Genomic DNA, 16,577 nt, shown 5'->3' with positions numbered 1-16,577 from the left:
ATCTACACTATCCTCTTCGTCGGCAGCGTCAGATGTGTATAAGAGACAGGACCTCGGCAGCGGCCTGGTGCGGTGACAAGCGCGTTCACGAATTCCGCTCCACGGCGTTTCGGAAACACCTCCGATACACGGTGGAGCGAAATGCGAAATGCCATCGGCGGCGCATCTGACGGGATTTCGGCAATTTCCGCGCAAACCATGGACGGCCACGAAACCTGGCAGTAACTTACCTGCGAGTAGCTGTGGCCCGGCTCCGCACGACCCCCACCCGTCGTTTCTCTCCCCCAGGAGGAACCGTGCTCCGCCCTGCCCGGAAACCCCGGCACCTCCGGAATTCCACCGCCCTGGCCGCGGTCGCCCTCGGCGCCGCCCTCGCACTCACCTCCACCGGCGCCCAGGCCGCCACCCCCGCCCCGAAGCACTACGTGGCACTCGGCGACTCCTACGCCGCAGGCGCCGGCGTGCCCGGCCAGTCGGCCGGCCTGTGCCTGCGCTCCGACCACAACTACGGCCACCTGGTGGCCGCCGCCCTCAAGGCCGGCGCGTACACCGACGTCACCTGCGCCGCCGCGAAGGTCAAGGCGATGACCCAGCCCCAGTACGACGCCTTCATCAAGGTCAACGACCCCCAGCTGGACGCGCTGACCCCCGACACCGACCTGGTCACCCTCGGAATCGGCGGCAACGACCTCGCGGCCAGCGACCTCGGACTCGGCGAACTGGTCGCCACCTGCATCGCCGGCGCCGTCGTCAACCCGCTCGGCACACCGTGCAAGGACGTCTACCACCACGGCTACTGGGACTGGAGGACGTGGTCCTGGCAGTACGGCAACGACGACCTGGCGGAGCGGATCACCACCGGCATCGCCCCGCAGCTCGCCGACACCCTCCAACGCATCCACCGCAAGGCCCCCAAGGCCAAGGTGCTGCTGGTCGGCTACCCGTCCGTGCTGCCCGCCGACGGCTCGTCCTGCGTGCTGCGCCAGCCCGTCACCCCCGGCGACGTCGAGTACATGCACGGCGTGCTCGACGAGCTGAACGCCGCGCTCAGGTCCACCGCGGCCGCGGGCGGCGCGACGTACGTCGACACCGCCACGCCGACCCTCGGACACGACGTCTGCTCGGACGACCGCTGGATCGAGGGCGCGCTGCCCGGCTCGCCCGCCGTGCCGTTCCACCCGAACGCGACCGGCGAGAAGGTGATGGCGGCCGCGGTGCTCGCCGCGCTGAAGTAGGGCGCGCCAGGCCGGAAAGCCCCGAGGGGGCCGGTGACCGGCCCCGGTCACCGGCCCCCTCGGTCCGTCCGTGCGCTACTCCGGCTTGGCGACGGCCGAGGCGGTGGCGGCGGCCGCCGAGGCGGAGCCGGTGGCCAGTCCGGCCGACCACTTCTCCTCGACGTTGCCGAACTTCCAGAAGGCGATCGCCGCGGCCCAGGTGAGCACGAACAGCCCGACGATCGCGTAGCCGACGAAGTTGAGGTCCAGCCCGCCGATCCAGGCGATCGGCCCGCTGGTGATGTCCAGCTTCTCGCCGAGCAGGCCGATCAGCTCGATCGAGCCGATGACCAGCGCGACCAGCACCGACAGCCCGGTGACGGTCAGGTTGTAGTAGATCTTGCGGACCGGCTTGGAGAAGGCCCACTCGTACGCGAAGTTCATGAACGAGCCGTCGATGGTGTCCAGCAGGCTCATCCCGGCCGCGAACAGGATCGGCAGCGTGAGCAGCGCGTACCAGGGCAGCGAGAAGGCCGCCGCGCCGCCCGCCAGCACCAGCAGGGACACCTCGGTGGCGGTGTCGAAGCCCAGGCCGAACAGCAGGCCCACCGGATACATGTGCCACGGCTTGGTGACGGCCCTGGTGACCCGGCCGAGGATGCGGTTCATCAGCCCGCGCCGCTCCAACTGGCGCTCCAGCTCGGCCTCGTCGTACTCGCCCACGCGCATCCGGCGGAAGACCTTGAGGATGCCGTTGAAGGCGCCCAGGTTGATCAGGCCGAGGAGCAGCAGGAAGGTGCCGGAGACGGTGACGCCGATCAGGCCGGTCATCTCGTGCAGCGTCGAGTCGTCGGACTCCACCTGGCCGGCGAGCGAGCGGATGCCGAAGGCCAGCAGCGCGCAGAGGCCGAAGACGATCGAGGAGTGCCCGAGCGAGAACCAGAAGCCGACGGACAGCGGCCGCTTGCCCTGGCCCATCAGCTTGCGGGTGGTGTTGTCGATGGCGGCGATGTGGTCGGCGTCGAAGGCGTGCCGCATGCCGAGGGTGTAGGCGGTCAGGCCCATGCCGGCGCCGAACACCTGGCCGCCGACGGTGTAGTGCTCGGGTGCGACGAGTGCGAGCAGGGTGAACCAGCCGACGACGTGCAGCGCGAGGACGAACCCGCCCATTCCGGCCAGGCGGATCCACTCCTCACGGGTGAGCCGGTCGCGCCAGCGAGGGGCGGTCATCGAGGGGTCCTTTCGGCGAGCGGGCGGAGCTGGGCCATCTTTCCGCTTCCGCGCTCGTACTTGCAAGTCATGCGCAATTACGGACCGGTCTCCGACCACCCCGAGATCACCACGACCCGTACAGGGCTTCGTAACCTCCCGGGACTTCCTCCGGCCGCTCTACGCGCGGATACTCCCGTTCTACGCGCGAAAACTCGGGCGCCGAACACCTCGACTCCCCACGGAGGAACGGCACATGACGATCCGCATCCGAACCCTCGCAGCTCTCTCCGGCGCGACGCTGCTCGCGGCCGGCCTCACCACCCTCGCCCCGCCCGCCACCGCCGCCCCCGCCGCCCCCACCGCGACGACCGCCCTCACCACCACCCCGCACCGGGTGCTGTTCGACAACAGCAAGGCCGAGACCGCCGGCAACGCCGACTGGATCATCAGCACCAGCCAGCCCGACCCGCTGGCCCAGAACCCCAGCCCCACCACCGAGAAGAGCTGGACCGGCGCACTGTCCGCCTGGGGCGTCGCCCTGCAGAAGACCGGCCAGTACAGCCTCAAGACCCTGCCGTCCGGTTCCACCATCACCTACGGCACCGGCGGCGCGCTCGACCTCGCCAACTTCGACACCTTCGTCATCCCGGAGCCGAACATCCGGCTGAGCGCGAGCGAGAAGTCCGCGGTCATGCGGTTCGTCCAGAACGGCGGCGGACTCTTCCTGGTCTCCGACCACGTCAACAGCGACCGCAACAACGACGGCTGGGACTCGCCGAAGATCATCAACGACCTGCTGACCAACAACGGGGTGAACAACAACGACCCCTTCGGCTTCTCCGTCGACCTGCTCAACATCACCACCGACAACCCGCGCGCGGTCAACGACGCCACCGACCCCGTCCTGAACGGCCCCTTCGGCACCGTCACCGGCTCCATCCTGCGCAACGGCACCACCTTCACCCTCAAGCCCGCCGACAACCCCTCGGTCAAGGGCCTGGTCTACCGGACCGGCAACAGCGGCAACACCGGCGCCTTCTTCGTCACCAGCACCTTCGGCTCCGGCCGGGTCGCCATCTGGGGCGACAGCTCCCCGATCGACGACGGCACCGGCCAGTCCGGCAACACCCTCTTCGACGGCTGGGACGACCCGGCCGGCACCGACGCCGCCCTCGCCCTCAACGCCACCGCCTGGCTCAGCAAGGCCTGACCGGCCCGCACCACCCGCCGGGACGCCGGCCCTCCGGCCCGCACCACCCGCCGGGACGCCCGCCCGCCGGGAGGCCGCACTCGCCAGGAAATCGGCCGCATCCTCCCCTAGGGTCGGAATACCGACGCCCGCGGCGCGCACGCGACGCACCACCCCCCGCGTACGCGCCGCGGGCCCGCCGGCGACCACCCGGCCCGGGATCCGATGGGAGCGGCCATGCCGTCGTACCCGTTCCACACCACCCGCGAGGACGTCCGCATCCCCCTGCCGGACGGCACCCGGCTGGCCGCCCGGCTGTGGCGACCGGCCGGCGACGAGCCCGTCCCCGCACTGCTGGAGTACTCCGGCGACCGCCTCACCGACCGGACCGCCGCCGACGACGCCCGCCGCCACCCCTGGTACGCGGGCCACGGCTACGCCGCCCTGCGGGTCGACACCCGGGGGCACGGCAACTCCGGCGGCACCCCCGGCGAGCCCGGCGGCGAGCAGGAACTGGCCGACGGCGCCGCCGTGGTCGACTGGCTCGCCCGCCGCCCCTGGTCCACCGGCCGCGTCGGCCTGCTCGGCGTCGGCGCCGCCGGGACCGCCGCCCTGCGGCTCGCCGCCCGGGCGCCCGACACCGTCGGCGCCGTGGTCACCGCCTGCCCCGAGGGCGGCCACCGGCTCGGCGGCGCCCTCCTCGCCGCCGACCTGCACACCCGGCTCACCGCCCTGGTCGCCGACGCGGCCCTGCCGCCGGACCCGCGCCACGTCGGCGACGCCTGGCGCGGCGGCTGGCTGGGCCGCCTGGAGTCCCTGGAACCGCCCGTCGACGCCTGGCTCGCCGCCGGCGACACCACCGTGCCCGTCTCCGTCCCCACCCTCGCCATCGCCGGCTGGGGCGACCCGTCCTGCTCCTTCGTCCTGCGCCTGCTCGCCGAGTCCCCCACCGCACGCGCCCTGATCGGCCCCTGGCCGCACGGCCTGCCCGAGGACGCCCTGCCCGAGACCCTGCGCTGGTGGGACCACTGGCTGCGCGGCGCCGACACCGGCGCCGCCACCGAACCCGCCCTGCGCAGTTGGATCAGCACCCGCTGGACCAGCGACGACGCCTGGCCCTCCCCCGACGTCCGGGAGATCCACTACGGCCTCGACGGGCCGCTGCGCACCGCCGGCACCGCCTCCGACGACCGGTACGTCCACGTCCGCTCCCCGCAGCACACCGGCCTCAACGCCGGCGCCTACGTCCCGCACGGCCGCCCCGCAGACCAGCCGCCCGACCAGCGCGAGGAGGACGGCCGCTCGGTCTGCTTCGACTCCCAGCCACTGCCCGAACCCGTCGAACTGCTCGGCGCCCCGACCCTGCGGCTGCGGCTGCGCGGGGGCGGACCGGCCGCCCTGGTGGCGGCCCGGCTCTGCGCCGTCGGCCCCGACGGCACCTCGGAGCTGGTCACCCGGGGCGTCCTGGCCGTCGCGCCCGACTCCGGGCCGGACGCCGAGGTCGAACTCGCGGCCTGCGCCCGCACCGTCCCCGCCGGGCACCGGCTACGGCTCGCCCTCTCGTCCGTCTACTGGCCGTGGGTGTGGCCCCCGGCGGAGGCCGCCGGCTACGCCCTCGACCCGTCCCGCTCCACCCTCGGCCTGCCCGTCCGCCACCTCGCCGCCGACATCGGCGCCGCGCCCGTCACCTTCGAGGCGCCCACGCTGCCCGAGCCGCTCGACATCCACCTCACCGAACCGCTCACCGCCCGGCCCGAGCACGTCACCATCCACGACATCGGACGCCACGAGTGGCGCACCGAACTCTCCCCCGCCGGCGACGGCAGCCGCACCCACCCCGACGGCCTGGTCCGCGACGAGCACACCGTCACCGCCTACCGCGTCCTCACCGGCGCCCCGCTCAGCGCCCAGGCCCGCACCGACCACACCGTACGGCTGGAGCGCCCCGACCTCGGCTGGGACGTCACCGTCCAGACCCGCGCCCAACTGCGCTGCGACGCCGGGCACTTCCTCAGCGTCGTGCAGCTCCGGGCGCTGGAGGCGGGCTCGGTGGTGTTCGCCCGGGAGTGGCAGCACCGGGTGCCGCGAGGGAAGAGCTAAAAGATTCCCTTATAAGCTTGCGTAATTTTTCGAGATCGCCTTATAAATAGCCCCATGAAGACACTCGGCCTGATCGGCGGCATGAGCTGGGAATCCACCGCCGAGTACTACCGCCTGCTCAACGAACTCACCCGCGACCGCCTCGGCGGACTGCACTCCGCCCGACTCGTCCTCCACTCGGTCGACTTCGCCGAGATCGAGCAACTGCAGGCCGCCGGCCGCTGGGAGGAGGCCGGGACGGTCCTGGCCGGCGCCGCCCGATCCCTGGAGGCCGCAGGCGCGGAACTCCTGCTGCTCTGCACCAACACCATGCACAAGGTCGCCGGCCACGTGGAGGCCGCGGTCTCCGTCCCCCTGCTGCACCTCGCCGACGCCACCGCGGACGCCGTAAGGGCGGCGGGCCTGCGCCGCGTCGGGCTGCTCGGCACGGCGTTCACCATGGAACAGGACTTCTACCGCGGGCGGTTGGCGTCCGGCGGCCTCGACGTCCTCGTCCCGGACGCCGAGTCGCGCGCCCTCGTCCACCGGGTGATCTACGAGGAGCTGTGCGTCGGCGCCGTCCGGGAACAGTCGCGCGCGGAGTACCGGCGGGTGATCGAGGACCTGGTCGCCGCGGGCGCCGAGGGGATCGTGCTCGGCTGCACCGAGATCGAACTGCTCGTCCGCCCGCAGGACAGCCCCGTCCCCGTCTTCCCCACCGCCCGGCTGCACGCCGAAGCGGCCGTCGCCGCCGCCCTGGCCGATCACTGAGAAAACACACTTGCGCGGGGCGGTGCACAGGCTGCAGGATCTCCCCCGGACCGAGACACCGTCAGAGGAGGTGAGACCCGTGAAGGCTGTACCGACGTGGGCGCTCCCCCTCTCCGTCACGGTCGGCGACTGACACGGTCGTCGCCGGGAGCGCCCGAACATCCTGCGCTCCCGAAAGGCATCACGCCATGCACTCTCTCCAGTTCACCTCCGAGTCGCCCTCCGACGGCATGCGCGAGCGCGACTTCACCCTGGGCGACGTCCCCGGAGTCCTCTGGTCGCCGACCTCCGGCCCCGACCGCGCACCCCTGGTCCTCATGGCCCACGGCGGCGGCAACCACAAGAAGCACCCCGCGATGTCGGGCCGCGCCCGACTCCTCGTGACCGGCCACGGCTACCACGTCGCCGTCCTCGACGCACCCGGACACGGCGACCGGCCCCGCACGGCGCACGACGAAGCGGAAATCGCCGACATGCTCCGGGCGAGGGCGGCCGGCGAGCCGGAAGGCCCGATCATCGTCCGCTACAACGACCACCTGGCGAGGATCGCCGCACCGGAGTACCACGCGGCCCTCGACGCCCTCCAGCAGCTCCCCGAGATCGGCACCCACGGCCCCGTCGGCTACTGGGGCATCAACATGGGCACCGCGATCGGCGTCCCCTTCGTGGCGGCCGAACCCCGGATCACCGCCGCGGTCTTCGGCCAGCACTGGCCCGACGCCCTCGCCGAACACGCCAAGCGGATCACCGTACCGGTCGAGTTCGCCATGCAGTGGGACGACGAGCACATCCCGCGCGAGGCCGGTCTCGCGCTGTTCGACGCCTTCGCCTCGAAGGAGAAGTCCCTGCACGTGAACTCCGGCGCGCACAAGGAGTTCCCCCGCTTCGAGGCCGACAGCGCCGCCCGCTTCCTCGCCCGCCACCTCGGCCGGCCGGGTGAGCGGGTGAACGGCTGAGCGGGCGAGCGGGTGACCGACCGGGCAGGTGAGCGGGTGGTCCGCTGACCTCGCGCCCCGGTGCCCGGCCATCCGGTCGGGCACCGGGCCCCGGGCGGTCTCGCCGCCCGCTCGTCCACCTGCCAGGATCGCCAGGGTGAACGCCCGCGCACTGTACGAGGCCCTGCTCGACACCGACGGCCCCGCCGAAGACGTCATCGGCCCCTGGCTCGACCAGGAGGGGGCCGACGACTACCGCGACCGGCTCCGGACCGCCTCGACCCACCACCACTGGTGGGGCGACGAGGACGGCCAGGAACTGCTCCAGGAGCTCTACGCCCTCGGCCGCGTCAGCGACGTGCTCCTGCTCCATCCGGAACTCCCCTGCCGCCTCCGCCTCTTCACCGCGCTCGGCATGACGCCGTTCGAGGACGCCACCCCCTTCGACCCCTTCCTGCACGAGATCGTCGAGGTCGAACAGGCCGCGGACCCGCAGGCGCCGATCGAGGTCCTGGCCGTCCGCCACCCCGGGCTGATGCTGGGCGAACTGCTGTTCAGCCGCGCCGGGGTACGGATCCGGGCCGGCGCCGCGCACGCCCAGCTCGGGGTGGCGGACCGCTTCCCGCTGTACTGGACCTTCCGCCGCGCCGACCGGCGCACCCACGACCTGTCCCACAACTGGGGCGGCAACTCCCAGTGGCGGACGGACTTCCGCCTCGACTACCGCACCTCCGGCGGCGACCACCTCAACGTCGCCGAGAACGGCTCGGTCGACGGCCGCCCCGACCTCGGCCACTACCAGGACCTGACGCCCGACGAACGCCTGCTCACCCCCGCCGAGCGACGTGAACTGCTGCGCCACCGCTGCCTCCTGCGCGCCCCGCAGGCCGCCACCGAGCTGGCCGGCTCGCCCGGCTGGGAGGACGACCTGTTCCCCTACGAGTGGCGACTGCCGGACGGCGAGGCGTGACCGGCCGGGGAGGCGTGACCGGCCGGGGAGGCGTGACCGGCCGGGGAGGCGTGATCGGCCAGCACCTCGCCGATCACGTGCCGGGCGATGCCCGCCATCCGGGAGTCGGTCTCCCGGTAGTAGTCCAGTTCCAGCAGCGCCACGGACAGCGCCCAGCCCCGGCCGCGGGCCCAGGCGGCTCCGTCGGCACCCGCACCCGTCCGGAAGGCGGCGCGGACCGGCGCGGGGAGCACGTACCAGGCGGTGATCAGGTCCACGGCCGGGTCGCCGAGGCCCGCGCAGCCGAAGTCGATGACGGCGCTCAGCCGGCCGCGCCCGTCCACCAGCAGGTTGCCGGGCTGCAGGTCGGCATGGATCCAGACCGGCGGGCCGGGGTGGCCGGGGGCCCGGAGCGCGTGCTCCCAGGCGCAGGTCGCGGCCGCGGTGTCGATGACGCCCGCCAGCCCCGCGATCGCCGCCCTGACCGCGCCGTCCCGCTCCGGCAGGGGCTCGCTGCGGTAGGAGGCGGGGCCGCCGACCGGGTCGACCCGGTGCAGGGCCGCCACGAACTCCGCCAGGTCGGCGGCCAACAGGGCCGGTTCGGCCACCTGTCCGACCACCGGGTTCGCGCCGTCCAGCCAACGGAGCACCGACCAGGGCCACGGGCAGCCGTCGCCCGGCCGGCCCTGCGCCAGCGACACGGGCACCGCGACCGGAAGCTCCGCGGCGAGGCGCCGCAGCCAGACGGATTCCTTCTCGATGTCCTCGACGGCTCCCGGGATCCGGGGGATGCGCACCACCAGGTCCGGGCCCAGCCGGTACATCGCGTTGCTGGTCCCGGCCGTGGTCGCCTCCTCGACCGGCAGACCCGCCCACTGCGGGAACTGCGCGGCGATCATCCGGCGAACGAGGGCGTCGTCGATGTCGAGTTCGTCGGCGTGCATCTTGCGGGAGGATGACATGGCGCCCGACCCTTCCAGCAACCGCGCTGCCCTGCAACGGAGATTCTCCCGCCGCCACGACCACCGGGGCCACGACCACCGGGGCACGGCTCCCAGAGCACCGGCGCCCAGAGCGCCACCTACCAGGGCACGTCCTTGCCCTGGTGGTCCAGGAACCGGAGCCCGGGCTCGCCGCGATGGCGCTCCATCGTCTCCACCACCCCGGGAACGCTCTCCTCCACGCTCAACTCCGCCTCCGGCCCGCCGAGTTCGGTGCGCACCCAGCCCGGGTCCATGAGCAGCAGCGTGCGGCCGTCACCGGCCCGGCGGACGGCGTAGCAGCGCATCAGCTGGTTGAGCGCGGACTTCGCGGCCCGGTACAGGTCCTGGCCCCCCTCGGTGTTCAGGGAGATGCCGCCCTGGTCGGAGGACATCACGCCGATGGTCCCGGTCGGTGCGACCAGCGGGCCGAGGGTCTCCACGACGCGCATCGGGCTGAGCGCGTTGGTCACCATCACCTCGGTGAACATGTCCGTCGGCACCTCGCCGATCGGCAGGTCGCCCCGCGTGATGGCGGCGTTGACGAAGAGCAGGTCGAGGGTGCGCCCGGCCAGCCGGTCGCGCAGGGCCGCGATCTGCTCCGGGTCGGTCATCTCCAGCGACTCGACGGTCAGCCTTCCGCCGGAGGGCCCGGCCAGCTCGTGCAGGCCCGTGCGGCGACTGCCGCGCACCGTGCCGATGACGTCCCAGCCGCGCCGCAGGTACTCGGCGGCGATGCCGAGGCCCAGGGTGCGGGAGGCACCGATGACGAGGGCGGTCTTGCGCGTTTCTGTCATGCCGCCAGTCTCCGAGCGGCCGGGAGCGGGAGTCCAATACCTCTTCCGCGTGCGTTGATACCGTACGGGCATGGATCTGGACCTGCGCAAGCTCCGCTACTTCGTCGCGGTGGCCGAGCACCGGCAGTTCGGTCGGGCAGCCCAGGAACTGTTCATCGCGCAGCCCGTCCTCAGCCGTCAGATCCGCGCCTTCGAGCAGGAGTTGGGCTGCCGGCTGTTCACCCGGACCACGCGCAGTGTCGAACTGACTTCCGCTGGTGAGCAGTTGTACCAGGAGGCGGCGCGGATCACCGCGACGGTGGACACCGCCCTGCGGCGCGTCCAGGAGGCCGCGCTGGGCGAGCGGCGGCTGGTCGTCGCGTTCTCGCCGGGGCTGCACGTGTCGGAGGCGATCCGGGCGTTCACCGCGCGCCACCCGGACGTCGGGGTCGACGTCCTGCCGCTGCGCTGGTGGGAGCAGGACGCCCCGCTGCGCGACGGCCGCGCCCACGTCGGCCTCCTGCGCCGCCCGTTCGACGACACGGGGCTGCTCACCGTCCCGATCGGGCACGAGACCAAGGTCGCCTGCCTGCCGGTGACGCATCGGCTGGCCGGCCGGCACGCCCTCACCGCGGCCGACCTCGACGGCGAGCCGATCCTCGACGCCAGGAAGCGGCGGACGTCCTCCCTGGACGAGAAGTTCGAGCTGGTCGCCTCCGGGCAGGGCATCGCACTCGTCCCGCTCAGCGTCACGGGCTCGTACTCCCGCCCCGACCTCGTCTACCTGCCGGTCACCGACTCGCTGCCCGTCGAGATCTGCCTGGCCGTGCCGGAGGAGGGCCTCACCGGGCCCGGGCAGGACTTCCTGGACATCGCCACCGCCACGCTGCGCGGGACCGCGAACGAGGAGCCGGGGCCCGCTCACTCCCGTACCGCGAGGTCCTGACTGCCCACCACCTTCAGCAACCGCAGCGCCGCGTGCGACGTCGTGCCGGGGGCGGCGGTGTAGAAGATCGTCCACTGGTCGCGGTGCGGGTCGTGCAGCGCCTCGCAGTCGAGGTCGAGCAGGCCGACCACCGGGTGGCGGAGCCTCTTGCTGGTCGAGCGGCGCACCTCCACGTCCTGCCGCGCCCACAGCTCCCGGAACTCGGCGCTGTGCGCCAGCAGCCGCCCGACCAGGGCGCGCAGGGCGCTGTCGGCGGGGTAGCGGGCCGCGGCGGACCGCAGGTCGGCGACCGCCCGGCAGGCGAACTCCTCGCCGCCGGAGGGTTCGTGGAGGGCGCGGGCGTCCGGGTCGGTGAAGAACCGCCAGACGAGGTTGCGCTCGCCCGGCGGCAGAGCCGAGAAGTCGCCGAGCAGCGCGGCCGCCATGGCGTTCCAGGCGAGCACGTCCCGGGCGGCGCTGCAGACCATGGCCGGGGTGTCATCCAGCCGGTCGAGCAGGTGCAGGACGCCCGGCCGCACCTCGCGGGCCAACCCTGGCGGCGGCAGCGGCGGCTCGCCCACCAGGTGGTGCAGGTGGGCGCGTTCGTCGTCGGACAGCCGCAACGCCCGGCTGATCGCCCCGATCATCTGGCGGGACGGCCGCGGGCCCCGGCCCTGTTCGAGGCGGATGTAGTACTCCACCGACATGCCCGCGAGCTGCGCGACCTCCTGGCGGCGCAGGCCCGCGGTACGGCGCCGCCCACCGGCCGGCAGGCCGACGTCGGCCGGCTGGACCCGGGCGCGCCAGCGCCGCAGGAAGGCGGCCAACTCCGCCCGGTCCACGTGTTCCACAGCCCCAGTCTGGCCCGGACACCCGCCCGCCCACCATGGGACTGCCGGTACCACCCTCGACAGTGCCCTCCCACCCGGGCCCCGAACCCGCCACGGTGGAGCCATGACCACCCCAGCGAAGAACCGCATCGTCCTGATCACCGGCGCCAACAAGGGCATCGGCCTCGCCACCGCCGGCGAACTCGCCCGCGCCGGGCACACCGTCCTGATCGGCGCCCGCGACGCCGAGCGCGGCGCCGCGGCCGCCGCCGGCCTCACCGCCGAGGGCCTGGACGTCCGCCCCGTCCGCCTGGACGTGACCGACCCGGCCACCATCACCGCCGCGGCCGACCTGATCGCCGCCGAATACGGCCGGCTGGACACCCTGGTCAACAACGCGGGTGTCGCCCGGGACTGGCAGCGCACACCGGAGGAACTGCCCGTCGAGGCGGTGCGCGAGACCTACGAGACCAACGTGCTCGGCGTCATCGCCGTCACCAACGCCATGCTGCCGCTGCTGCGCAAGTCACCGGCCGGGCTGATCGGCAACGTCTCCAGCGGCCTCGGCAGCTTCTCCTTCCTGGCCGACCCGGACAGCCCCCTCTGGGAGCACGCGACGCTGCTCGCCTACAACTCCTCCAAGGCCGCGCTGAACGCCGTCACCCTGATCTACGCCCGGACGCTGCGCGACAGCGGCATCAAGGTCAGCTCCCTCGAACCGGGCTACTGCGCGACCGACCTCAACGGCCACAGCGGCCACGCGACGTCGCAGGAGGGCGGCCACCGGATCGCCCGCCAGCTCGGCGAGGCCGAGACGAGCGCGACCGGCCGGTTCTTCCACCCCGAGGGCGGCACCTACCCCTGGTGACCGGCCACCGAGCCGCGCCGCCCGCCCTTGTCGCCGAGGCCGTCCGCACCCGGCCCGGCCGGCCGCTCCGCCGCCGCCCGCGTGGCGCAGCGGGCCGGGTCGACGCCCATGGTCCGGGCGGCGTGCCGGACCGGGTCGGGCGCGGGCTTGCCGAGGGCGCCGTCGCGGTCGAACCTCACCAGGTCTACTGGTTCGATCATCCGATCCGCACAGGGGCGGCCCGAGGGCGGTCAGGGGCCCGCCGACGGGAAGTTCGCTGCCACCTCGGGCACGCTGTCCGGCAGGTGCAGCGGGTTCGAGCACGGGTAGCTCGCCACGACGGCCTTGGCGGTCTTGAGCGCGATGTCGAGGATCGCCCGGTGGCTCCGGTCCGGCACCGGTCGGGTGAAACGCGTCCCGACCTCGATCTCCACGTAGGGCGCACTCGTGCTCGCGGTCTCCGGATTGTCGCACCGGAACCCGAGGCTCGCCTTCGCCTGCCTGACCAGCCCTTGCACGTCCGGTCCGAAGTCGAGCGGACCGTCAGTCCCCGACGGAGCGAAGCGGCCCTGCATGGCGGAGTCTCCCAAAGGCTCCACGACGATCCTCAGGACGGTGTCCTCCGGAGACCGTCGGACCTCACAGCTCTGCTCCCACTCCTTCGGGCTCGGACGGAGCCGCGTCCCGTCGTCGTCCAGCCAGTAGGACACGGCGAAGGTCCCGTGCTCGCCCTCCGCCAGGGGCTTGAGATCCGCCCGCGTGAGCACCGACCAGCAGGCGCTGGCCGGCAGCTCCGCCGGTGCCTGAGCCGACCGCCACCACCACCCGGCCCCGGCGAGGACCACCGCCGCGGCCCCGGCGGCGAGCCACCGCCGCCCGTTCCGCTTGCCCTCAGCCATTGACGGCCCTGGCGAAGAGCCCCGCGCTGTCATTCGCACCGTCCCGCACCGCGTTCGCGGCCCCTCCGGACAGTGCCTCGATCTGGTAGGGGTTCAGGCCGGTTCCCTGCGCCGCGGTCTCCACTGCCTGCTTGGCCGCGCCGGCCGGGCCGCCGACGCCCGCCACGTCCGCATGCGTGGCCGGGTCCGCGGTGTTCACGTCGGTGATGTGGTAGCTCGACGTCAGCTGATCGACGAAGTAGTTCACCGGCAGCGACAGGCCCGCACCGACACCGGGAATCGCCGCAAGCACCTTGCCGCCGGTCGCGGTCCAGACCGCCTTCCCCCACATCCCGTTCTGGTCGATGGACTTGTTGTACGCGTCCGCCTGAGCGTGCATCTCCTTCACCAACGCGTCCGAGCGGGCTGCTGTGAGGATCCCGGCCACCTCACCGCCGGAGCGCGCCGCATTGTTCACTGCCTGGTCGAACTGGGCGCCGTAGACATCCCGGTGCAGCATGACGTCCTGGATGTGCGCCGCCGTGTAGGCCTGCTGGGCCTGGGCGATGGTGCCGAAGGCCTCGGGGTTGCGACCCAGCGCGCCCAGTAGCTTCGCGGCGTCCTCCGTGCTCATCTTCACCGGGGCGCCGTAGGTCGTCAGCGTGTGGTCCTGCGGACTCATCGCCACCTGTACGTCGCCCATGTAGGCGGCCATCATGTGGCCCAGACTCGGCGCGGCACAGGCGAACGGCTCCCCCGCACGGAGCGACTTGGGGCCGTCCCCGTTCCCGAAACGGTCGACCACTTGCTTCATCAGCGCCGCCTCGTCCGGGGTGTGGGGCGTCAGCGGGTCCTGTGAGTCGTAGGCGCGGCCGGTGGTGGCCGCCTCCAGCGCGTGGCCGAGGGAGGTCGCCCCGGCCTGCTCGACGTGGCCGTACAGCTCGGTGCGTCCCGTCCACACGTCCTGGAGCGGCGAATGGCCACCCGACTTGGTCAGCAGGTCGAAGTAGTCGTTCTTCTGGTTGTACGCCTTGACCGACCCGTCGATGTTGTAGGTCGTGGCTGGGTCGTGGAAGTAGGCCATCGCAGCCTGCGGATTGTGTCCGAGAGCCTCCAGCACCCCCGCCATCGGGTTGAGGCCGCCCTCCGGGGCTCCCAGGAACTTCAACCGGTTGAAGTCCCGGACGTTCCACCCGTCCGAGGACCAGACCCCGTCCTTCTTGCTCAGCTGGGTGACGTGCTCGGCGATCGGGTTCAGGAAATGCTTGTCGTACGTGCCGGTCCGCAGGATGTTCGACAGGACCTGGTAGCCGAACGGCTGGGCGCCGCCGGCCGGCCAGACGTCGACCCGGGCCACTCCCGCGCGCCGCAGTGCCGCTTCCCACTCGTCCGACAGGCGCGGGTAGTTACAGGTGTTGGTGGCGGTGGCCAGCGCCGTCCCGAGGTTCTTCTGGAGGTCCGAGATGGCCTGCGGCCGCCTCCCGTCCTTGTCGGCCGAGGCGGCGGCCAACTGGCCGTAGTACTTGAGGAATCCGTCCGGCCCGAGGTCTTGGTAGAAGGCCGAGGTGAACCGCGGGTCGTTGGCGTGTTCCTTCAACGCCTTGTTGAGCTGGTCCAATTGGGCGTCGGTGACGTTCCCGGCTAGCTTCAGGATGTCGGCCGCCTGTTTGGCCTGCTCCTCGGGCCTGCCCGGCCCTGGCTGGAAGGAGGTCTTGTCCTTTCCGGTGGCGCCGGCGAGTGCGGTGGCGGCCGCGACGTCGGCTGCCACCGCCCGTGCGACGGCCTTCTGGATGTCGCCGGCCACCTCGTCCGCGAGCTGCCGGTAGGTGGTGGCGTACTCCGGGTCGCTCTTGTCCGCCGCGGTCGTCGGCGCCGGCCAGCTGATCCGGCTGCCGTCAGAGGACACCGTCAGAGCGTGATCGGCGGCCTTCTTGAGTGCCGCCTCCAGGTCCGTCTTGGCTCCGGCGAGTTCGGTGTGCGCGTCGCGAAGGGCCTGCGCGATGCCGCTGGCCTCCTCGAAGGCCGCGTCGATCTCGTTCCGAACCTTGGTGATCGTGACGGAGGCACGTTCGGCCGCGTCGCCCTGCCAACCGGACGCCTGCAACGGAGTGATGACGTCACCCGTGAGTTCGGAGGAGAACTCCCAGTTGCGGACCCGCCGCTCGAAGGCTTCGGCCTCGCTCTGAATTCCGCTGAAACTATCGCGTTTCAGGTCTTCGAAGGTCGTCATGTCGAAGGCCTCAACTCTGCTTGAAGTTCTGGGCGTTCGCCTGTTCGGCGCGCGCGTACTGGTCGGCGTTCCCGGCCAAGGCGGTGGCGACGTCGGCGATCATCGCGCTGGTCGCCTTCACCTGCGCCGTCCAGATCTCGTTCGCGGCGTGGAGGGCCTGGGCTGTCTTCCAACTCGCCGACATGTCCGCCGTGGCGTACTGGACGTCCATGGAGTCCCACTGGCAGGCCTGGTCGAACTTGGTGTGCAGGGTGGCCGCGTTGGTCGACGCCCGGCGCAGCGCCTCCGGGCTGACCTTCACCGCCGGACCGCCGCCGCTCGCCCCGGTCACCGGTTCCGGAGACCACCCCGGGGGTTGGGCACCGGCCGCAGTGGCCGCGAGGTCCGGGAACTGCTTCTTCGCCGCTTCCGTCAGGTTTCCGGAGCTGTCGAAGAGCCACGGGTTCACCCGCCGCTCGAAATCAAGGTCACTCATCGCGTACCCCCACAACATCGGCTCCACTTGGCCGCGAGTCGGCCCAAGCGCCCCACCGGAAGACCCCGGGAGCGCGCCGACGGATCGTTTGTCCGGTCGGCGACAAAGGCAGGCTAGTCGCTGGTCCTCTTGGTACGAGAGGAGTTGAGCTGTTTCTGAGGGTGAAGGCGCAGGGCCCGGCGGTCGTGGCCGCCGGGCCCCTCACCTGTCCTGGTTCACCGTCCCCTCAGGAGGGGCCGGCCCCGGTTCAGCCGGTCTGGACGGAGGTGTCGTCGATCACGAAGCTC

16 protein-coding genes are annotated in these 16,577 nt (G+C 72.3%); 8 read left to right on the top strand and 8 right to left on the bottom strand.

The genetic code is table 11. From position 1 onward, the window contains the following. The first annotated feature begins 296 nt into the window (after positions 1-296). Positions 297-1,235 (top strand): SGNH/GDSL hydrolase family protein, encoded by a 939-nt coding sequence (locus IF30_RS0138090; protein WP_063752972.1) that lies wholly within the window; start codon positions 297-299, stop codon positions 1,233-1,235. 75 nt (positions 1,236-1,310) lie between these two features. Here the strand turns inward: IF30_RS0138090 and IF30_RS0138085 are convergent, their stop codons facing one another. Beyond that, the gene (locus IF30_RS0138085; protein WP_051712112.1) at positions 1,311-2,444 is read right to left on the bottom strand and encodes a HoxN/HupN/NixA family nickel/cobalt transporter; all 1,134 of its coding nucleotides are present in this window, start codon (positions 2,442-2,444) and stop codon (positions 1,311-1,313) included. 235 nt (positions 2,445-2,679) lie between these two features. Here IF30_RS0138085 and IF30_RS0138080 point away from each other — a divergent pair, with 235 nt between their 5' ends. From IF30_RS0138080 to IF30_RS0138060, 5 genes are all read left to right on the top strand, one after another. Beyond that, entirely contained in the window at positions 2,680-3,636 is a 957-nt protein-coding gene (locus IF30_RS0138080) for a hypothetical protein (protein WP_030247271.1), read from the top strand. 216 nt (positions 3,637-3,852) lie between these two features. After that, complete coding sequence (locus IF30_RS0138075; protein ID WP_051712110.1) at positions 3,853-5,715, top strand: CocE/NonD family hydrolase; 1,863 nt, start codon at positions 3,853-3,855, stop codon at positions 5,713-5,715. A gap of 54 nt (positions 5,716-5,769) precedes the next feature. Continuing rightward, entirely contained in the window at positions 5,770-6,465 is a 696-nt protein-coding gene (locus IF30_RS0138070; protein ID WP_030247265.1) for an aspartate/glutamate racemase family protein, read from the top strand. A gap of 188 nt (positions 6,466-6,653) precedes the next feature. After that, complete coding sequence (locus tag IF30_RS0138065; RefSeq protein WP_030247263.1) at positions 6,654-7,421, top strand: alpha/beta hydrolase; 768 nt, start codon at positions 6,654-6,656, stop codon at positions 7,419-7,421. 136 nt (positions 7,422-7,557) lie between these two features. Next, entirely contained in the window at positions 7,558-8,370 is an 813-nt protein-coding gene (locus tag IF30_RS0138060; protein WP_051712108.1) for a hypothetical protein, read from the top strand. Here IF30_RS0138060 and IF30_RS0138055 read toward each other — a convergent pair. Continuing rightward, positions 8,337-9,311, bottom strand: a complete 975-nt coding sequence (locus tag IF30_RS0138055; protein ID WP_063752970.1) for an aminoglycoside phosphotransferase family protein — start codon at positions 9,309-9,311, stop codon at positions 8,337-8,339. The genes IF30_RS0138060 and IF30_RS0138055 overlap by 34 nt on opposite strands. A 119-nt stretch (positions 9,312-9,430) precedes the next feature. After that, entirely contained in the window at positions 9,431-10,126 is a 696-nt protein-coding gene (locus IF30_RS0138050; protein WP_030247257.1) for an SDR family oxidoreductase, read from the bottom strand. A gap of 70 nt (positions 10,127-10,196) precedes the next feature. Here IF30_RS0138050 and IF30_RS0138045 point away from each other — a divergent pair, with 70 nt between their 5' ends. Then, positions 10,197-11,051 carry a LysR family transcriptional regulator gene (locus tag IF30_RS0138045; protein WP_051712105.1) on the top strand — a complete coding sequence of 285 codons (855 nt, stop codon included), beginning with the start codon at positions 10,197-10,199 and terminating at the stop codon, positions 11,049-11,051. Here IF30_RS0138045 and IF30_RS0138040 read toward each other — a convergent pair. Beyond that, the gene (locus IF30_RS0138040; protein ID WP_037902649.1) at positions 11,027-11,872 is read right to left on the bottom strand and encodes a helix-turn-helix transcriptional regulator; all 846 of its coding nucleotides are present in this window, start codon (positions 11,870-11,872) and stop codon (positions 11,027-11,029) included. The genes IF30_RS0138045 and IF30_RS0138040 overlap by 25 nt on opposite strands. 112 nt (positions 11,873-11,984) lie before the next feature. Here IF30_RS0138040 and IF30_RS0138035 point away from each other — a divergent pair, with 112 nt between their 5' ends. Further along, positions 11,985-12,728 carry an SDR family NAD(P)-dependent oxidoreductase gene (locus IF30_RS0138035; protein ID WP_030247251.1) on the top strand — a complete coding sequence of 248 codons (744 nt, stop codon included), beginning with the start codon at positions 11,985-11,987 and terminating at the stop codon, positions 12,726-12,728. On the opposite strand, the gene IF30_RS48900 is transcribed toward IF30_RS0138035, so the two are convergent. The 4 genes from IF30_RS48900 to IF30_RS0138015 are packed head-to-tail and all read right to left on the bottom strand — an operon-like array spanning position 12,716 to position 16,290. Next, positions 12,716-12,928 carry a hypothetical protein gene (locus IF30_RS48900; protein ID WP_030247248.1) on the bottom strand — a complete coding sequence of 71 codons (213 nt, stop codon included), beginning with the start codon at positions 12,926-12,928 and terminating at the stop codon, positions 12,716-12,718. The genes IF30_RS0138035 and IF30_RS48900 overlap by 13 nt on opposite strands. Before the next feature lie 30 nt (positions 12,929-12,958). Then, complete coding sequence (locus tag IF30_RS0138025) at positions 12,959-13,606, bottom strand: hypothetical protein (RefSeq protein WP_030247246.1); 648 nt, start codon at positions 13,604-13,606, stop codon at positions 12,959-12,961. Next, positions 13,599-15,815 carry a DUF6571 family protein gene (locus tag IF30_RS0138020; protein ID WP_030247243.1) on the bottom strand — a complete coding sequence of 739 codons (2,217 nt, stop codon included), beginning with the start codon at positions 15,813-15,815 and terminating at the stop codon, positions 13,599-13,601. The genes IF30_RS0138025 and IF30_RS0138020 overlap by 8 nt, the downstream gene beginning before the upstream one ends. A 10-nt stretch (positions 15,816-15,825) precedes the next feature. After that, complete coding sequence (locus IF30_RS0138015) at positions 15,826-16,290, bottom strand: WXG100 family type VII secretion target (protein WP_158835843.1); 465 nt, start codon at positions 16,288-16,290, stop codon at positions 15,826-15,828. Positions 16,291-16,577: the final 287 nt, after the last annotated feature.

It is taken from the genome of Streptomyces sp. NRRL S-350, from assembly GCF_000719705.1.
In the GTDB taxonomy this organism is placed as follows: Bacteria; Actinomycetota; Actinomycetes; order Streptomycetales; family Streptomycetaceae; genus Kitasatospora.
The sequence above is the reverse complement of the archived record's forward strand: the minus strand, read 5'-3'. Positions and strand labels throughout refer to the sequence as shown.

What these genes read in the sequence shown, in the direction of transcription:
- IF30_RS0138085 (WP_051712112.1), bottom strand. Translation starts at nt 2,444, where the DNA reads ATGACCGCCCCTCGCTGGCGCGACCGGCTCACCCGTGAGGAGTGGATC.
- IF30_RS0138080 (WP_030247271.1), top strand. Translation starts at nt 2,680, where the DNA reads ATGACGATCCGCATCCGAACCCTCGCAGCTCTCTCCGGCGCGACGCTG.
- IF30_RS0138075 (WP_051712110.1), top strand. Translation starts at nt 3,853, where the DNA reads ATGCCGTCGTACCCGTTCCACACCACCCGCGAGGACGTCCGCATCCCC.
- IF30_RS0138070 (WP_030247265.1), top strand. Translation starts at nt 5,770, where the DNA reads ATGAAGACACTCGGCCTGATCGGCGGCATGAGCTGGGAATCCACCGCC.
- IF30_RS0138065 (WP_030247263.1), top strand. Translation starts at nt 6,654, where the DNA reads ATGCACTCTCTCCAGTTCACCTCCGAGTCGCCCTCCGACGGCATGCGC.
- IF30_RS0138055 (WP_063752970.1), bottom strand. Translation starts at nt 9,311, where the DNA reads ATGTCATCCTCCCGCAAGATGCACGCCGACGAACTCGACATCGACGAC.
- IF30_RS0138050 (WP_030247257.1), bottom strand. Translation starts at nt 10,126, where the DNA reads ATGACAGAAACGCGCAAGACCGCCCTCGTCATCGGTGCCTCCCGCACC.
- IF30_RS0138045 (WP_051712105.1), top strand. Translation starts at nt 10,197, where the DNA reads ATGGATCTGGACCTGCGCAAGCTCCGCTACTTCGTCGCGGTGGCCGAG.
- IF30_RS0138035 (WP_030247251.1), top strand. Translation starts at nt 11,985, where the DNA reads ATGACCACCCCAGCGAAGAACCGCATCGTCCTGATCACCGGCGCCAAC.
- IF30_RS48900 (WP_030247248.1), bottom strand. Translation starts at nt 12,928, where the DNA reads ATGATCGAACCAGTAGACCTGGTGAGGTTCGACCGCGACGGCGCCCTC.
- IF30_RS0138025 (WP_030247246.1), bottom strand. Translation starts at nt 13,606, where the DNA reads ATGGCTGAGGGCAAGCGGAACGGGCGGCGGTGGCTCGCCGCCGGGGCC.
- IF30_RS0138020 (WP_030247243.1), bottom strand. Translation starts at nt 15,815, where the DNA reads ATGACGACCTTCGAAGACCTGAAACGCGATAGTTTCAGCGGAATTCAG.
- IF30_RS0138015 (WP_158835843.1), bottom strand. Translation starts at nt 16,290, where the DNA reads ATGAGTGACCTTGATTTCGAGCGGCGGGTGAACCCGTGGCTCTTCGAC.